The sequence below is a fragment of the Methylobacterium platani genome (genome assembly GCF_001653715.1).
In the GTDB taxonomy this organism is placed as follows: domain Bacteria; phylum Pseudomonadota; class Alphaproteobacteria; order Rhizobiales; family Beijerinckiaceae; genus Methylobacterium; species Methylobacterium platani.
Window position 1 is genome coordinate 150418 of sequence record NZ_LWHQ01000017.1, and the last position, 16306, is coordinate 166723.

A 16306-nucleotide genomic window follows, 5' to 3' on the forward strand; every position below is an offset into this window, starting at 1 on the left:
GATTACTCCAGCGTGCGCCCGGTGAAGGGATTCCGGCCGGTGGCGGCGAGGATTCCCCAGGCCGTGGCGCCGAGATGCGGCCGGCGGAAATAGAAGAAGTCGTCCTGCGTGCTCGCCGGGCCGATCCGGATGCCGGTGGTGAGGCGCGGCACGTCGGTGGCGAACAGGAAGCCCGACGGCGAGACCTGGCGGGCGATCGTGCCGAGGAGGCGATCGGCGTCCTGCGTCCGGCCGAGGGCCCGGTCGGTCAGCGCGGCCTGGGCCGTGCCCTCGACCCAGAGGCCGTCGCGGTCCTCGTTGAAGTCGAACCCGCCCGACGCGGCGAGATGGGCCTCGGCATAGGCGATCGAGCGCTGCCAGGACGCGGGCGGCTGCGCGACGCCGATCAGCGGCCAGAGCTGCGTGTCGAGGGCGACGCGATCGAGCGGCTGGAGCCGGCCCTCCGGCGTCGTGCCGAGGCGGAACGCGCCGGCACCGGATTCGAAGACGGCGTCGAGGAAGCCGCGCGCGGTCGCGGCGGTGCGGGCGTCCTCCGGCCGGCCGTCGAGCCGATGGAGCCAGGCGGCCACCGCATGCACATCGAGGTTGTGCTCGGTGGATTTCCACGCGAGGGCCGTCTGCGCCGGATCGAAGCCGTCGCGCCCGCCCGAGAAGCCCTGCGGCGCCCGCCCGTCCGCCGCGTGGGCGGTGATCCAGCCCAGGAGGCGCCGGGCTCCCGCGCGGTAGCCCGCGCCCGGGGCATCCGTATCGAGGTTGAGGAGCGCCAGGGCGGCCCAGGCGACGTTGCCGGTCGCGGTGCCGTCCTGGTAGCCGTCCTCCGCCCACAGGTTCTGCCGGGCATCCCACCAGCCGGGCAGGAGGGCCGGCCCCTCCGCGACCGGCCCGGCCCGGTAGGCGTTGCGGATCCGTCCGTCGCCGAAGGTCCGGTCGTGGCCGAGGGCGTGCAGCAGGGCGTCGCCGATGCGCCGGGCGCGCGGGAGGTCGCCGCAGGCCTGCAGGGCGATCGCCGCGAGGGCGTTGTCGTAGGTGAAGGCCGAGCGGCGCAGCGGATCGGGCAGCTCCGCCTCGTCCGGACCCGGCCGGTAGCTCGCGACGAGGACCGGGCCCGGCCCGGCCGCGTCCACGGCGCTCGCGAGCGACCCGCAGAGGGAGTGCGCCAGGGCGCCGCGCGCCTCCGGGCCCGCCGGCCGGCCCTCCCCCGCCAGCGCGCCCGCGCTCAGCGCGAGGGACAGGGCGAGGGTCAGGCGCGACAGCGCGCCGATCAACGGGTGTTCTCGGTGCTGTGCTGGCGGGCGGGCGCGGCCTGCGCCGAGCCCGGGCCGCCGGACGGCGGATCGGAGATCCGGGCGACCAGCCGCCTGACGCCGTCCGAGACGGCGTCGACCGCCTGCGCGACGCCCCCCGACACGGTGCCCCAGACCTGCCGGGCCTGCGGCGAGGTCGCGCCGCGCACCGCGAGATCGGAGGCCGAGCGCGCCGCATGGGTGGCGCTGGCGGCGAGCACGCCCCAGGCCGCCCTGGCGTCGGGCCCGGTGAAACCCGCCGCCACCGCCTTCCAGGCCACCGAGGCCGAGGGGATCCAGCCGTTCTCCCGGGTGATCGTCACCCATTGCCCGACCGAGCAGGGCGTGGTGCGGCGCGCGGCCTGGGGCAGGTCGGCGGCGGCCTGCTGCGTGCGGGGCGTGTCCCGGGTGCCTGCGGCCGCGGCGGGCGCGGAGGACGGGTCCAGGCTGACGAGGACGTACATCTCGCGCCGCTCGGTCTGCGGGAACGGCACCGCGTATTGCTGGTCGGTCCTGTCGCTGGTCTTCGGCAGGATCTCGCTGACCCAGCCCCGCTGCGGGATCGTCGTGCCGGCCGCCGAGATCCGGACCGCCGTCCCGACCGCCAGTTCCTGCGCCTGCCGGTAGGAGAAGATGCCGACCGCGAAGGCCTGCTCGCAATCGACGAGCGTCGCCACGGAATCGCCCGGGCCGACATGGCGTCCCTGGGCCGCCCCGAGGCTGAGCACCACGCCGCCATTCGCCGCAACCATCCGCGCGTCGGTGAGGCTGTCGAGGCGCCTGCGCTCGGCCTCCTGCAGGCCCTGCAGCGACGTCAGGCTCGCGGCGAGCTGCGTCTCCTCGATGGTGAGGCGCTGCGCGTCGAAGGCGAGGTCGCGCCGCTTCTGGGTGAGCACCGCGAGGCTGTTCGACTGGTTGCCGACGAAGACGCTCTTCTTCACCGCGCCGAGCTCGGCCAGCTTCTGGGCCAGCTTGGCGGCCTCCGCGTCCTTGTCGAACTGGGCCGCCTCCAGCTTGTGCTGGGTCGGGCGCAGCAGGTCGATGCTCGCGGTGTTGCGGTCCACCATGGCCTGCTGGCGCTGCACTACCGCCCGCGTCGACTGGCCCTCGGCATCGGCCGCGGCGACCCGGGCGCGGGCTTCCGCGACCTCGCCGTCGAGCTTGGCCGTCATCTGCTCGACCTGCCGCCGGATCTCGAGGTCGAGGGCGGCGACGTAGGCGTTGTCCGAGTCCTTCTTCTGCCGCGCCGCGAGCAGCGACCCGCGCAGCTCCTCGACCTTGCTGTCGAGGGAGATCAGGGTGGTCCGGTCGACCCGGGCATTGTGGATGCGGGCCACGGCCTCGCCGGGGCGGAGCGCCTGGCCGATCGACGCGGAGACCTGCGTCATCTCGCCGGCGATCGGGGCCGTCAGCAGGCTGATCGGTGCGTTGATCACGGCGCGGTCCGACTGGTCGGCGAGGAGCGGCGGCAGCGTCGCGGTCGTCATCAGCAGGGCGAGCACGGTGGCGACCGAGTAGGCCGAGACGCGGACCATCCGGGTATGGCCGGGCTTCTGGCCTTGCTGCACTGCGGGAGTGGGAGCCAGGGGCGGCAAAGCTGATGTCATGGTGCTCGTCTCGCGTCTGAAAGTCGACGGGGATGGGCTGGCCGGCCGGTCGCGGCGAGATCAGGTGCCGGGCGGATCGGACAATTCGCATCGATTGCGCGCATCGACGCGATGCGCGCAGCTATTCATTGCAGCTTGTTGCTGATTATGCCGGGCAAGATGCTTGGCTAGAGCGCCGACTGGCTTGATGGGATTGCTAGAGATCGACGACGAAGATCGCAACTTGCGACATTGCCGCGCAGTCCGGCGCGGGTAACTTAAGTTAGTCGCCCGCGCTCGCTCATCGTGCCCGGACCGGCCTCGTGCGCCGGTCCGGTCCTGTCACCGCCGCCGCTCGGGCCGGCGAAGCGCTTACAACGGCGGTGCAGCAAAAACCGTTCCGAAAAAATTTACGCACTTTTTACGGGTCCGGCGTCCCGGCACCGTCGCGGCGGCGCGGGCGCCGGGCCGGACGCCGGGGTCTCGACCGCGCGGCCGGGCCGCCATGTCGGCCGTCCCGGCGAGGAGCCGGGAGGCCTGCCGTCCGCGGGGCGGCCGTGCGCGGCTCACCGGAGATAACGCTGTGCCGTCCGCCGCTTCAGAGCCTCACACGATTGCAGCGCGATAGGATGATGCTCTAGACAGCTTCCGGAGCCGCGGCTCCGCAAGAGATAACCCAAGGGCAGGAAACGGTCGTGGAAGAGATCGAAACCAGAACGATCCGCAAGGTCATGTGGCGGCTGATGCCGTTCCTCGTCGTATGCTACTTCGTGGCCTACCTCGACCGGGTCAATGTCGGCTTCGCCAAGCTGCAGATGAACGCGGCCTTGGGGCTGTCGGAGGCCGCCTACGGCTTCGGCGCCGGGCTGTTCTTCATCGCCTACTTCCTGCTCGAGGTGCCGTCGAACCTCGCACTCGACAAGTTCGGCGCGCGGCTGTGGATCGCCCGCATCATGTTCAGCTGGGGCCTGATCTCGGCCCTGTTCGCCTTCATCCAGCCGATCTCGGCGGCGACCGGGATCTCGAACGAGTACGTGTTCTTCGCCTTGCGCTTCCTGCTCGGCATCGCCGAGGCGGGCTTCTTCCCGGGCATCATCTTCTATCTCACGCTGTGGTTCCCGTCGGTCTACCGGGCCCGCGTCGTCGCGATGTTCATGCTGGCGATCCCGTTCTCGTCGATCGTCGGCGCGCCGGTCTCGGGCGCTCTCCTGAACATCACCGGGGCCGGCCTCGACGGCTGGCAGTGGCTGTTCATCCTCGAGGCGCTGCCGTCGATCGTGATGGCCTTCGTGGTGATCTTCTACCTCACCGACCGGCCGGGCCAGGCGAAGTGGCTCGGTGCCGACGAGAAGGCGTGGCTGGAGACGCGCCTCGAGGCCGAGCGCAAGCAGAAGGTCGCCGTCGAGCACCTGAGCATCGGCAAGGCTTTGTCCGACCCGCGGGTGCTGGCCTGCTCGTTCGTGTATTTCTGCCTCAACGCGGCGAGCTACGGCGTGGCGTTCTTCCTGCCGACCATCGTCAAGGGCTTCGGCGTCAGCAACTTCCAGACCGGCCTGCTCTCGGCGCTGCCCTTCGTGTTCGGGGCGATCGGGATGGTGCTGCTCGGCCGCAGCTCCGACCGCACCTTGAAGCGCCGCGAGCACGTCTGCTTCGCGATGATCGTCGCGGCGGTCGGCGTCGCCGGCGCGGGCCTGGTGTCGAGCCCGGTCCTGATCCTCGGGCTGCTCTGCCTGAGCCAGATCGGCGTCTCGGCGACCCCGCCGCTGCTGTGGCCGATCCCGAGCGCCTTCCTGACCGGCACCTCGGCCGCCGCCGGCATCGCGGCGATCAACTCGATCGGCAACCTGTCGGGCTTCGCCGGCCCCTACGTGATGGGCTACCTCAAGGACCTGACCGGCACCTTCACCGCCGGTCTGCTCGTGCTCGGCGCCGTCACCCTCGCGGGCGGCATCGTGGCGATGACCCTGAAGGTCAGCCGCGACCTGGAGACCACGGCCACCAAGGCGGCCGCAGCGGAGTGAGGAGACCCCGCACCGCCGGACGGGTCCGTTCGACGGTGCGGGACCGATGACGGGCGCTCGGGGATCTCAGCCCCCGAGCGCTTTCAGGGCCGGGTAGAGACCGCGATAGCGCGCGAGCCGCCCGGCATACGCCTCGGCGAGGCCGGGATCGGGCCGCACGGTCTCCCCGCGGGAGGGCGCGGTACAGATCGTCCCGGGTGCCTCGCCGGTGACGGCGAGCCGGGCGAGGCGGGCCGCCCCGAAGGCGCCGCCATGCTCGCCCTCGGCGAGCGGATGCAGCGGCAGGTCGAGCACGCTCGCCAGGAGGCGGATCCAGGCCTCGGACCGCGAGCCGCCGCCGATCACGTCCGCCGCCTCGACCACCGTGCCGGAGGCCCGCACCGCGTCGAGGCAGTCGCGCAGCGAGAACGCCACGCCCTCCATCACCGCCTGCGTCAGGGCCGGCCGCTCCGTGCCGGAGGACAGGCCCGCGAAGGCGCCGCGCACCGCGCCGTCGTTGTGCGGCGTGCGCTCGCCGGCGAGGTAGGGCAGGAACAGGGCCTCGCTCGGGCGCTCGACGGAGCCGACCTCGCGGACCAGGGTCGCCTCGTCGGTACCCGTGATGCCGGCCCACCAGGCCAGCGACGCGGCGGCCGAGAGGGTCACGCCCATCTGGTGCCACAGGCCCGGCAGGGCGTGGCAGAAGGCGTGGACCGCGCCTTCCGGATAGGGCCGCGCCCCGTCGGTCGTGGCGAACAGGACCCCGGAGGTCCCGAGCGACACGAAGGCGTCGCCCGGCCGGATCGCCCCGAGCCCGACGGCGCCGGCGGCGTTGTCGCCGGCCCCGCCGGCGAGGATCGGCGGGGTCGTCATGCCCCAGCGCCGCGCGAGATCGGGCCGCAAGCGTCCCGCCGGGGCCGAGCCCTCGACGAGGCGGGGCATCGCGCGACTGTCGAGCCCGGTGGCGGCGAGCGCCTCGGGAGACCAGGCCCGGGCGGCAACGTCGAGCCAGAGGGTACCGGAGGCGTCCGACATCTCGTCGATCGCCTCACCGGTGAGCGCGAGGCGCAGCCAGGCCTTCGGCAGCAGGATCCGGGCGACCTTCGAAAAGATCTCCGGCTCGTGCGTCCGCACCCAGAGCAGCTTCGGCGCGGTGAAGCCCGGCATGGCGATGTTGCCGGCGACCCGGCGCAGGTCCGGGAACGCCGCTTCGAGGGCGGCGCATTCGGCGCTCGCCCGGGTGTCGTTCCACAGGATGCAGGGGCGCAGCACCCGGTCGTCGGCGTCGAGCAGGACCGCGCCGTGCTGCTGGCCCGACAGGCCGATGCCCCGCACCGCCGCGAGCTCCGCCGGGTGGCGGGTTTTCAGGATGTCGAGGGCCTGCTCCAGGGCCGCCCACCATTGCGCCGGATCCTGCTCGCTCCAGCCCGGATGCGGCCGGCTGACGGCGAGGGGAGCGGTGGCGCTGCCGACGACGGCTTGCGCCTCGTCGACCAGGACGGCCTTGAGGCCGGAGGTGCCGAGATCGAGACCGAGGAACATCGGGACACCGGGATCAGGAGAGCGCCGACAGGAGGTCGTCGCGGGTCGGCAGGTCGGCGCCGAGGCGGGTGCAGGTGAGGCCCGCCGCCGCCACCGCCTCGGACAGGACGTCCCGCAGGGTGTCGGCGTCGAGGGCAAGGAGCGCGTCGCGCGCGAGCCGGCCGTCGCGGTCGAGGCGGGCGAGCAGGGCGGCGTGGAAGGTGTCGCCGGCGCCGACCGTGTCGATCACCGCGACCCGGCTGCCCGGGACGGCGACGGTCTCGTTGCCGTGGTAGGCCCGCGCTCCGTCCGGGCCCGCCGTGACGACGACGAGGGCGATCCCGGCGGCGAGCCATCCTTTCGCGATCGCCGCCTCGTCGGCGCCCGCGCCGTAGGCGGCGCGCAGGTCCTCGTCGGAGAGCTTGACGATGTCGGCATGGGCCACGAGTTCGCCGAACCGGGCGTGCCAGCGGGCGAGATCGGGGATCAGGCCGAGGCGCAGGTTCGGGTCGAGGGAGATCACCCGGCGCCGCGCCTCCCGGGCGGCGAGCGTCGCGTAGGCGGTGCCGACGGGCTCGGCCACCAGCGAGAACGACCCCATGGCGATCGCCCGGACCGCGTCGGGCAGGACGGCCGGCAGGTCGCCGACGCCGAGATCGGCGTGGGCGCAAGATCCGGCGTGGAAGCTGTAGGCGGGATGGCCGTCCGCCCCGGTCGACACGACGGCGAGCGGGGTCGGCCGGGCGCTCTCCTTCACGAAGGCGAGGTCGACGCCCTCCGCCGCCAGCCGGTCGGCCAGCATCCGCCCGAAGGCATCCGTCGAGAGCCCGGCCAGGAAGCCGCTCTCCGCTCCGAGCCGGCGGATGCCGATCGCGAGGTTGAACGGCGAGCCGCCCGCCACGGCGAGAGCCGGCAGGCCGCCGCGCTCGGGAGCCGGGCGCCCGGTCTCGACGAACAGGTCGATCAGGGCTTCGCCGCAGACCAGGATCATGGGGGGACTCCTCGGGCGGCCCACATGTTCGAGCCGTCGGTCAGTGCGCTTTCCCAGCCCCGTGGGCGAATGGCTATCCGGGACAAAGAAAAGGCGCGGGTTTCTCCTCTCCCCGCGGGCGGGGAGAGGACTTCATCGACCTTGTCGTCGATGAAGTGAGCGCGGGCGAAGCCGGAGCGAGGGTGAGGGGGTATTCCCGGATGAGTCTCTTCCGGCAGCACCCCCTCACCCTCGCCCTGCGGGCTCCCTTCGCCCCCGACAAGGGGGGCGAAGGCCTCTCCCCGCCCGCGGGGAGAGGAGGACCCGTGCTTACTGGATGCAGTGACAGCTCACGCCGCCAGCGGGTGGCGCGAGCGGTGCGGCAGGGCCCGGCCGTCGCCGTCGAACAGGTGCGTCGCCGACGGGTCGACCGTCAGGCGGATCGCCTCGCCGACCCGCACGGGAGCGCTGCCCTCGATCTGCGCGATCACCGTCGCGCCGCCCGCCACCGTCACGTGGGCCAGCGTCAGGCCGCCGAGGCGCTCGACGTGGCCGACCTCGCCGGCGAGCGCGCCGTCGGCCCCGGGCTTCAGCGCCTCCGGGCGGATGCCGAGCGTCACCGTGGCACCTGGCGCGGCGCGGGTGCCGTCCACCGGCACCACCACCTCGCCGCCGCCCGGCAGGGCCACCCGCACGCCGGCCGGATCGGTGCCGACCGCGCGCACCGGCAGGAGGTTCATCCGCGGGCTGCCGATGAAGCCGGCGACGAACAGGTTCGCCGGGTGATGGTAGAGCTCGAGCGGCGAGCCGACCTGCTCGATGCGGCCGGCATTGAGCACCACGATCTTGTCGGCCATCGTCATCGCCTCGACCTGGTCGTGGGTGACGTAGATCATCGTGGCGGCGAGGTCGCGGTGGAGCCGCGCGAGCTCGATCCGCATCTGGCCGCGCAAAGCCGCGTCGAGGTTCGAGAGCGGCTCGTCGAACAGGAAGATCTTGGGGTGGCGCACGATGGCGCGGCCGATCGCGACGCGCTGGCGCTGGCCGCCGGAGAGGTCCTTCGGCTTGCGGTCGAGATAGGCGTCGAGCTGGAGGATGCGCGAGGCCTCCGCCACCTTGGCGGCGCGCTCGGCCTTCGAGGCGCCGGCGAGCTTGAGGGCGAACGCCATGTTGTCGCGCACGCTCATGTGCGGATAGAGCGCGTAGGACTGGAACACCATCGCGAGCCCGCGATCGGCCGGGCCGACCTCGTTGACCCGGGCGCCGTCGATGAAGAGATCCCCGTCGGTGATCTCCTCGAGGCCGGCGATCATCCGCAGAAGCGTCGACTTCCCGCAGCCCGACGGGCCGACGAAGACCGCGAATTCGCGGTCGGCGATGTCGAGATCGACGCCCTTGATGATCTCGGTGGTGCCGTAGCTCTTGCGCAGGCCGCGCAGACGGAGGGTGGCCATCGCGGGATCTCCTACTTGACGGCGCCGAAGGTGAGGCCGCGCACCAGCTGGCGCTGCGACAGCCAGCCGAAGACCAGGATCGGCGCCACCGCCACCGTCGAGGCGGCGGACAGCTTGGCGAAGAACAGCCCTTGCGGGCTCGAGAACGAGGCGATGAAGGCGGTGAGGGGAGCCGCCGCCGACGAGGTCAGGTTGAGGCTCCAGAACGCCTCGTTCCAGCACAGGATCAGCGAGAGCAGGCCCGTCGAGGCGACACCCGGCAGGGTGAGCGGGAGCAGCAGGTACCAGACCTCGGCGCCGGTGCGGGCGCCGTCCATCCGCCCGGCCTCGAGGATGTCGTGCGGCACCTCCTTGAAGAAGGTGAACAGCATCCAGACCACGATCGGCAGGTTCATCAGCGTGTAGACGACGATGAGGCCGGTCCAGGTGTCGAGGAGCCCGAGGGTGCGGAACACCAGGTAGATCGGCACCAGCACGCCCACGGACGGGAGCATCTTGGTCGAAAGCATCCACAACAGCGTCGAGCGGGTGCGCTTCGTCGGGTGGAAGGCCATGACGTAGGCGGCCGGAATCGCGAGAGCGAGCGCCAGGATCGTGCCGCCGACCGAGATCACCACCGAGTTCAGCGCGAAGGACAGGTAATCGGCCCGGGCCAGCACCTCGCCGTAGCTCTGCAGCGTCGGCGTGAAGGTGAGCGACGGGTTCACCGCCTCCGGCTCGCTCTTGAGGCTCGTGAGCAGCATCCACAGGAGGGGAAAGAACAGCACGAAAGCCGCCCCCCAGCCGAGCACCGCGATGCCGATGCGTTTGGGCAGACTTTGCTTCACCATCCTACACCTCCAGCCGGCGCGCGATGGTGCGCACGAGGAAGAACGCCACGATGTTGGCGAGCACGATCGCCACCACGCCGCCGGCCGAGGCGCCGCCGACATCGTATTGCAGCAGGGCGCGGGCGTAGATCAGGAAGGCGAGGTTGGTGGTGGCGTTGCCGGGCCCGCCTGCCGTCGTCACGTAGATCTCGGCGAAGACGGTGAGGAGAAAGATCGTCTCGATCATCACCACCACGCTGATCGCCCGGGAGAGGTGCGGCAGCACGATGTAGAAGAACTGCGCCAGCGCCCCGGCCCCGTCCATGCGGGCGGCCTCGAGCTGCTCGCGGTCGAGGGACTGGACGGCGGTGAGCAGGATCAGGAGCGCGAAGGGCAGCCACTCCCACGACACGATCAGGATGACCGAGAGCAGCGGATACTCGGCGAACCAGTCGATTGCGGGGAGGCCGAGAGCGCGAGCCACGGCGCCGAAGACGCCGTAGATCGGGTGCATCATCAGGTTCTTCCAGATCAGCGCGGCCACCGTCGGCATGACGAAGAACGGCGCGATCGCGAAGAGACGGGCGACGTTGCGGCCCGGGAACGGCTGGTCGAACAGGACCGCCAGCAGCGTGCCGCCGACCACGGTGATCACCAGCACCGAGCCGACGAGGAGAAGCGTGTTGGTGAGCGAGGCCCAGAAATCCGGGTCGGTGACCAGGAACTCGTAATTGTCGATGCCGGCGAAGCCCGTCACCGTCGGGTCGAGCAGGTTGTAGCGCTGGAGCGAGAACCACACGGTCATCACCAGCGGCACGATCATCCAGATCAGCAGCACGGTGACCGAGGGGCCGAGGAACGGCAGGCCGTTGAAGCGGCGGCCCTTCGCGGGGGCGGGCGCCGGGGTGGTGAGGGTGGACATGGCCGTCGTCGCCTCGCGCGGATTTTTGAGGTCGGGGCAATCCCGGAAAGAAAAGGCACGGGATCCCCTCTCCCGTGTGGGAGAGGGGTAGGGGTGAGGGTGACGCGCTTCAGTATGAAGCTCAGACCGTCGTGCTGGCAGCTCTCCGCTGCGAGCTAGACCCAGAACCGTAGCACCCTCACCCCTGACCCCTCTCCCACACGGGAGAGGGGGACGCGCCATTCCGGTCCAGGTCCAGTGTTACGGACCGCGGACCGGTCCTACTTCGGATAGCCCGCCTGGCGCATCGTCCGCTCGGTCGCCGATTGCGCGGCCTTCAGCGCCGCGTCGATCGTCTGCTGGCCGGTCAGCGTCGCCGCGACCGTCTGGCCGACCTGGGTGCCGATGCCCTGGAACTCGGGGATCGCCACGAACTGCGCGCCGGTATAGGGCCGCGGGTTCTTCGTCTGGCCGTTCGGGTTGGCGCTGTCGATCGCCTTCAGGACGAAGCCGGCGAAGGGCGCGGCCTTCTGGTAATCGGGCGACGTGTAGGTGGACTGCCGGGTGCCCGGCGGCACCGCGACCCAGCCGTTTTCCTTCGCCACCATCTCGACATAGGCCTTGCTCGTCGCCCAGGCGACGAAGGTCTTGGCGGCGTCCTTCTGCTTGGAGGAGGCCGGGATGCCGAGGTCCCAGCTCCACAGCCAGGTCGGCCCGCCCTTGAAGCTGCCGACCGGCATCGGCGCGAAGGCGACCTTGTCGGCGACCTGCGACTGCTTCGGATCGTAGAGCAGGCCGGCCGCGACGGTCGAGTCGATCCACATCGCGCAGCGGCCGCTGGCGAACAGGGCCAGGTTCTCGTTGAAGCCGTTCGAGGTCGCGCCGGGCGGGCCGTAATTCTTCAGCACGTCGGTGTAGTAGGTGAGCGCGTTCTTCCACTCCGGCGTGTCGATCGTGGTCTTCCAGCCCTCGCCGAACCACTGGCCGCCGAAGGTGTCGACCAGCGTCGTGACGTAGGCCATGTTCTCGCCCCAGCCCGGCTTGCCGCGCAGGCAGAGGCCGTAGGTCTGGTTCGCCTTGTCGGTGAGCTTGGCGGCGAAGCCCTTGATCTCGTCGTAGGTCGGCGCCTCCGGCATCGTCAGGCCGGCCTTGTCGAACAGGTCCTTGCGGTAATAGGTCATCGCGCTCTCGCCGTAGAACGGCAGCGCGTAGAGCTTGCCGTCGCGGCTCACGCCCTCGCGGACGGTCTTGAGGAGGTCGTTGGCGTCGTAGTCGGCCGGCAGGCCGTCCATCGGCTCGAGCCAGTTTTGCTTGGCCCAGATCGGCACCTCGTAATTGCCGATGGTCAGGACGTCGAACTGGCCGGCCCTGGTGGCGATGTCGGTGGTGACGCGCTGGCGCAGGACGTTCTCCTCCAGCACCACCCAGCGCAGCTTGATGTCGGGATGCGCCTTCTCGAAGGCCGAGGACAGCTTCTGCATCACCACCATGTCGCCGTTGTTGACGGTGGCGATGGTCAGCGTCGACTCGGCGAGCGCCGGCGTGCCGGCGAGGAGGGAAGCGGCCAGCAGCAGGGTTTGCGTCCGTGTCACGTCGTGTCCTCCCGTCGCGCCGTTCTCCCCCGGGGGGACGGCCTTGTGCGCAATTGGTGAGGGTCCGGCGGGGTGGCGTCAAGCGGGGAGGGCGGAGATGCCTGCCGCAGCGGCATCGTCGTCCACGGGGTTTTCCGCGGACTGGCTGTAGCTTTCAGGCTACAGATCCCCATGCCGACGATCCGACAGACTCTCGTCTTCCGTGCATGGATCGCCAGCCTTCGAGACGAGCGCGCGCGGCTGCGCATCGATACTCGTATCCGACGACTCTCGCTTGCGAATCCGGGCGACGCGAAGACTGTCGGAGGTGGGGGCAGCGAACTACGGATCGATGACGGTCCAGGCTATAGGATCTACTTCACACAGCGCGGATCTGAGATCGTGATTCTGCTTTGTGGAGGCGACAAGCGCACACAGGACAAGGGCATCCTCGCTGCGAAGCATCTCTCGAATCAGGAGTGACGACATGCCTCTCGAGACCGTCCCGTGGGACATCACCGACAGCCTCGATACGCCCGAGCGCGTGGCGCTCTACCTGGAAGCCGTCCTCGAGGACGGCGTTCCCGCACTTCTCGCCGCTGCACTCGGCGACATCGCCCGCGCGCAGGGCGTGGCTCAGATCGCCCAGCGGACCGGACTGTCGCGGGAAACCCTGTATCGCACCCTGTCCGACAAGGGGAACCCGCAGCTCACGACGCTGATGGCCGTGCTCAAGGCGCTCGGCCTGAAGCTGACCGTCGCCCCGGTGGCCGGGGCGGCCTGAGGGACCGCCCCGTCTCGCGTCACGCCGCCCGCCGCGCCGCCTCGTCGAGCGTCGCCTGGATGCCCTGGCGATAGAGCATCCCGAGCCATTCCGAGACCGGCTCCACGAGACGCGGGTCGTCGCCGAGCTCGCCGAAGAGCGCGCGGATGCCGAGCAAGGGGCGCGGATCCGGACCGCCCGCGATCGCCTTCTCGCGCAGGAGCGCCGCCATCGGGTGGCGGATCTCGATGGCGGCACCACGCTCGTCCTCGCCCCGCACCCGGCGCAGCCAGGCGGCGAGCGCCAGCGCCAGGAACTCGACGCTGCCGCCCTGCTCCAGCCGGCCGCGGATCGGGTCGACCAGGACGTTGAGCGGCGCGTCGGTATTGACCCGATCGACCGTGTCGCGGATCGCCGGGTTGGCGAAGCGCGCGACGAGGGTGCGCTTGTAGGCCGCTAGGTCGATCCCCGGCACCGGCGGCACGGTCGGGCCGGTCTCGCGGTCCATCAGCGCGGTCATCACCGCGGCGATGCGGGAATCGGCCATCGCTTCGTCGATGGTGACGGTGCCGGCGAGCCGGCCCAGCCCCGAGACCGCGAGGTGGCTGCCGTTGAGGAGCCTGAGCTTCATGAACTCGTAAGGAGCGACGTCCTCGACGAATTGCGCGCCGACCCGCTCCCAGGCCGGGCGCCCGGCGGGGAAGCGGTCCTCGATCACCCACTGGGTGAAGGTCTCGCTGAAGACCGGCCAGCCGTCGGCGAGGCCGTGGTTCCGCGCCAGCGCCGCCACGTCGGCCGGGGCGGTCACCGGGGTGATGCGGTCGACCATGGTCGAGGGGAAGACGACCTCGGCGGCGATCCACGCGGCGAGATCCGGATCGCGCAGCCGGGCGAGCGCCACCACGGCGTCGCGCAGCACGTCGCCGTTGTGCTGGATGTTGTCGCAGGTGAGCGGCGTGAACGGGGCCCGGCCGGCATCTCGGCGGCGCCGCAGCGCCTCGACGAGGACGCCGACGGCGCTCCGCGGGCGCCCGGGCTCCGCGAGGTCGGCGCGGATCAGCGTGTGGTCGGGGTCGAGCCGCTTCGTCGCCGGGTCGAGGCAGTAGCCGTTCTCGGTCACCGTGAGGCTGACGATGCGGATAGCCGGATCGTCGATCGCGTCGAGCACGGCGGCCGTGGTCTCGCCCGCGAAGGCGACGCCGGCCAGCGATCCGATCACCGTCACGGCCTCGTCGGCGCCCTCGCGCTCGACGAGGGTGTAGAGCGCGTCCTGCGGCGCCAGCGCGTCGATCATCCGCCGGTCGCCCGGCATCAGCCCGACCCCCAGGATGCCGAAGGCCAGTGCCTCCGGATCGCGCTCCATCAGGTCGTGGGTGTAGCGGGCCATGTGCGCCCGGTGGAACCCGCCGAGCCCGAGATGGACGATGCCGGCCCGCACCTGCGCCACGTCGTAGCCGGGCACCCGCACGCTCGGCGCGAGGGAGGCCAGGGTGGCGCGGCTGAGGGGCACGGGGGCGCGGTCGGTGCTCATGGTCGGGGCTCGGGCTGGCGGCGGGCGCGCGGCGCCCGGGATGCCCCTGATTAATGCGCCGTTGCGGCAGCGTCGATGGCGATGCCCGGCCCGGACGCTCCGATCTCGCCCGCAGCTCTACGGGCGGCCCGATCCTTCCTCGATCGCGGTTGCCGAAGCCAGGAGGTGGGACGGGGTCCGATGCATGGTCGCTTGACGACGACAGCTGTTGGCATATTTTGCCAACATGCGAGCGGAACTCCTCATTCGCCGCCGCGTCGCCTTTGGCGAACGGGATTTCGCGGAACTGGTGGTGTGGCGGGTTCCGACGCCGGTTCCGCCCACCGATCATGGATTCAAGTATCGTCTCGTCTACGTCGTGGACGGCATTCGGGTGATCGGCTTCGACAACGAACGCGGGAAGGGCGATCATCGGCATGACGAAGGCCGGGAGACGCCGTACCGCTTCCGCGATGTCGATCGATTGCTCGACGATTTCGTCGAGGCCGTCGAGACCTGGAGGAAGAGCCATGGCAAGGACTGAGATCGACATCGGCCGGACCTTGCGCGAGGCGGCGGCGGACGTGGCGGCGGCCTGGAAGGCGGCGGAGACCGGACAGACCGTCGCGGCCGGGGACCGCCTCGTGTTCCGGGACTGGGACGCCTTGTGCGCGGTGCTGACGCCGAAGCGCCTCGACCTCCTGCGCCATCTCAGGCGCTCGCCGGAGAGCGGCATCCGCCCCCTCGCGCGGGCGCTGGGCCGGGACGTGCGGCGCGTGCACGCCGACGTGGTCGCCCTGGCCGAGCTGGGGCTCGTCGTCCGGGCGGCGGATGGCGGCCTGTCGAGCGAGGTGGACGAGATCGCCTCGACGATCCGGATCGCCGCGTAGGCGCGATGCCGCGCCGTCAGCCCGAACCCGTCTCCTCGCCCGCCTCCTCCCGCATCGCCGCCAGCCCCAGGCGGACGTGGTCGCGAAACAGCCGCACCCGGGCCGGCAATTCGCGGCCGGCGAGGCTGACGGCGCGCAGCACCCCGCCGCGGCTCGCCCAGTCCGGCAGCACCGGCACCAGCGCGCCCTCCTTGAGCGCCCGGGCCGCCACCAGGCTCGGGATGTGGCCGATGCCGGCGCCGGCCCGGGTCAGCCGCAGCACCGTGGCGTAGTCGGTGGCGCGAACCGCCGGCCGGGCGGTGACCTGGCCCTCGCGGCCCTGGCCGTCGGAGAGCCGCACCGGCGCGGCGCCGAGGCGCTCGCGCGACAGGATCAGGTCATGGTCGGAGAGGTCGTCGAGGGTCGCGGGGGCGCCGCGGCCGACGAGGTAGGCGGGCGCGGCGTAGAGGCCGATCATCAGGCTCGCCAGAACCGGCGCGCGGTAGCCCCCGTCCTGCCCCTCGCCGCTGCCGAGGCGCAGCGCCAGGTCGATGCGGTTGGCCGCGAGGTCGAGCCGGGTGTCGGTGATGAGGAGGTCGATCGTGACCTGCGGGTAGCGCGCCCGGAACGTCGCCACGAGGTCCGGCATCACCTCGATGCCGAAATCGATCGAGGTGGTGACCCGCAGGTGGCCCCGCGGCAGGGTGCGGGCGTCCCGCGCCGTCTCCAGCGCGCCGTCGAGGAGGGCGAGGCTCTCCTGCGCCTTGGCGTGGAAGGCCAGGCCCTCCACCGTCGGCGAGACCGCCCGCGGCGTGCGGGCGAGCAGGGTGACGCCGAGTTCCCGCTCCAGCCGCGACACGCGGCGGCTGATGCTGCCCTTGGTTTCCCCCAGAACTTCCGCCGCCTGGGTCACGGTTCCGTGATCGACCACGGCGCAGAAAGCCCGCACATCGGAGAGAACGCCCCCGAAGGTTTCCGATCCAGCAACCATGTGTCCCGGTTTAGCTGTCTTACGCCCGCGACGGAACCGGCTTAATCCGATCGCCGCAAAGACGGGTGCGGCGCGGGA

The 16306-nt window shown here is 71.4% G+C and carries 15 protein-coding genes; 5 read left to right on the top strand and 10 right to left on the bottom strand.

The features are described from left to right. Positions 1-2 precede the first annotated feature (2 nt). Together A5481_RS10455 and A5481_RS10460 are read right to left on the bottom strand one after the other, a co-directional pair. Positions 3-1205 (bottom strand): hypothetical protein, encoded by a 1203-nt coding sequence (locus A5481_RS10455; protein WP_197514171.1) that lies wholly within the window; start codon positions 1203-1205, stop codon positions 3-5. Positions 1206-1261: 56 nt separating this feature from the next. Continuing rightward, positions 1262-2890: an HlyD family secretion protein gene (locus A5481_RS10460; RefSeq protein WP_082172895.1), complete on the bottom strand. Its 1629-nt coding sequence runs from the start codon at positions 2888-2890 to the stop codon at positions 1262-1264. Between the two features lie 674 nt (positions 2891-3564). Here A5481_RS10460 and A5481_RS10465 point away from each other — a divergent pair. Beyond that, the gene (locus A5481_RS10465; RefSeq protein ID WP_048431704.1) at positions 3565-4890 is read left to right on the top strand and encodes an MFS transporter; all 1326 of its coding nucleotides are present in this window, start codon (positions 3565-3567) and stop codon (positions 4888-4890) included. A 66-nt stretch (positions 4891-4956) separates the two neighbouring features. Here A5481_RS10465 and xylB read toward each other — a convergent pair whose 3' ends face one another. The 6 genes from xylB to A5481_RS10495 all read right to left on the bottom strand — a co-directional run bounded on the left by xylB (position 4957) and on the right by A5481_RS10495 (position 12116). After that, positions 4957-6411, bottom strand: a complete 1455-nt coding sequence (gene xylB / locus A5481_RS10470; protein WP_048431705.1) for a xylulokinase — start codon at positions 6409-6411, stop codon at positions 4957-4959. Between the two features lie 13 nt (positions 6412-6424). Further along, positions 6425-7381 carry a carbohydrate kinase family protein gene (locus tag A5481_RS10475; protein WP_048431706.1) on the bottom strand — a complete coding sequence of 319 codons (957 nt, stop codon included), beginning with the start codon at positions 7379-7381 and terminating at the stop codon, positions 6425-6427. Between the two features lie 329 nt (positions 7382-7710). Next, complete coding sequence (locus A5481_RS10480; RefSeq protein WP_048431707.1) at positions 7711-8814, bottom strand: ABC transporter ATP-binding protein; 1104 nt, start codon at positions 8812-8814, stop codon at positions 7711-7713. An 11-nt stretch (positions 8815-8825) separates the two neighbouring features. Continuing rightward, entirely contained in the window at positions 8826-9644 is an 819-nt protein-coding gene (locus tag A5481_RS10485) for a carbohydrate ABC transporter permease (RefSeq protein WP_048431708.1), read from the bottom strand. Between the two features lies 1 nt (position 9645). Then, on the bottom strand, positions 9646-10545 hold the full coding sequence (locus A5481_RS10490) for a carbohydrate ABC transporter permease (RefSeq protein WP_048431709.1): 900 nt from the start codon (positions 10543-10545) through the stop codon (positions 9646-9648). Positions 10546-10805: 260 nt separating this feature from the next. Continuing rightward, entirely contained in the window at positions 10806-12116 is a 1311-nt protein-coding gene (locus tag A5481_RS10495) for an ABC transporter substrate-binding protein (RefSeq protein ID WP_048431710.1), read from the bottom strand. A gap of 171 nt (positions 12117-12287) precedes the next feature. On the opposite strand from A5481_RS10495, the gene A5481_RS32295 reads away from it, so the two are divergent. Next, complete coding sequence (locus tag A5481_RS32295) at positions 12288-12578, top strand: type II toxin-antitoxin system RelE/ParE family toxin (RefSeq protein ID WP_082172902.1); 291 nt, start codon at positions 12288-12290, stop codon at positions 12576-12578. A 4-nt stretch (positions 12579-12582) separates the two neighbouring features. After that, the gene (locus tag A5481_RS10500) at positions 12583-12879 is read left to right on the top strand and encodes an addiction module antidote protein (protein ID WP_048431711.1); all 297 of its coding nucleotides are present in this window, start codon (positions 12583-12585) and stop codon (positions 12877-12879) included. Positions 12880-12898: 19 nt separating this feature from the next. Here the strand turns inward: A5481_RS10500 and A5481_RS10505 are convergent, their stop codons facing one another. Beyond that, positions 12899-14389 carry a mannitol dehydrogenase family protein gene (locus A5481_RS10505; protein ID WP_048431712.1) on the bottom strand — a complete coding sequence of 497 codons (1491 nt, stop codon included), beginning with the start codon at positions 14387-14389 and terminating at the stop codon, positions 12899-12901. A 208-nt stretch (positions 14390-14597) separates the two neighbouring features. On the opposite strand from A5481_RS10505, the gene A5481_RS10510 reads away from it, so the two are divergent. Beyond that, positions 14598-14912, top strand: a complete 315-nt coding sequence (locus A5481_RS10510; protein WP_425339714.1) for a toxin-antitoxin system TumE family protein — start codon at positions 14598-14600, stop codon at positions 14910-14912. Then, positions 14899-15258 (top strand): HVO_A0114 family putative DNA-binding protein, encoded by a 360-nt coding sequence (locus A5481_RS10515; RefSeq protein WP_082172897.1) that lies wholly within the window; start codon positions 14899-14901, stop codon positions 15256-15258. Before A5481_RS10510 ends, A5481_RS10515 begins: the two co-directional genes overlap by 14 nt. 16 nt (positions 15259-15274) lie before the next feature. Here the strand turns inward: A5481_RS10515 and A5481_RS35705 are convergent, their stop codons facing one another. Continuing rightward, complete coding sequence (locus tag A5481_RS35705; protein WP_048431714.1) at positions 15275-16228, bottom strand: LysR family transcriptional regulator; 954 nt, start codon at positions 16226-16228, stop codon at positions 15275-15277. Positions 16229-16306: the final 78 nt, after the last annotated feature.